The 450-nt window shown below is 64.7% G+C and carries 1 protein-coding gene; it reads right to left on the bottom strand.

The features are described from left to right. Positions 1-68: 68 nt before the first annotated feature. Positions 69-450: molybdopterin dinucleotide binding domain-containing protein (locus D3D02_RS19780; RefSeq protein ID WP_304999813.1), on the bottom strand; the 382-nt coding region annotated here is incomplete at its 5' end.

Genomic DNA, 450 nt, shown 5'->3' with positions numbered 1-450 from the left:
ATGGTCGACACCGTCGGCGAGGTCGACCCCGTCGCCGTCGGTCTGTGCTGCTGGCCCGTCGTCGGTGCTCATTCGGCATCACCCCCGCCTTTCCGCACGTCGACGCGGACGTCGCTGTTGACCCCCGTCGGCCCCCAGTAGTTGGGGAAGAAGTAGAGGTGTTCGCCGGAGTCTTCCGGATACTGGACCAACTGCGTCGGCTTCATGTACATCGGGACGAGCGAATTGAAGTCCGTGTCGCCGTCGAACTGGAACCGCTCCCAGGCGAAGTACATCCGCGCCGTGCCGCGCTGGCTGCTCGGGTAGAGCTTCGCCTGCAGTTTGACCGATGCCAGGTCGTTGAACACCTCGACGGTATCGCCGTCTTCGATGCCGCGTTCGGCGGCGTCCTCGGGATGGAGGTAGACCACCGGCTCCCCGCGCTGGAGGCGGAGCAGTTTTTCGTTGTCT

This window comes from Halobellus sp. Atlit-38R (assembly GCF_003665925.1).
In the GTDB taxonomy this organism is placed as follows: Archaea; Halobacteriota; Halobacteria; order Halobacteriales; family Haloferacaceae; genus Haloquadratum; species Haloquadratum inordinatus.
This window is presented reverse-complemented; position numbering and strand designations above follow the sequence as displayed.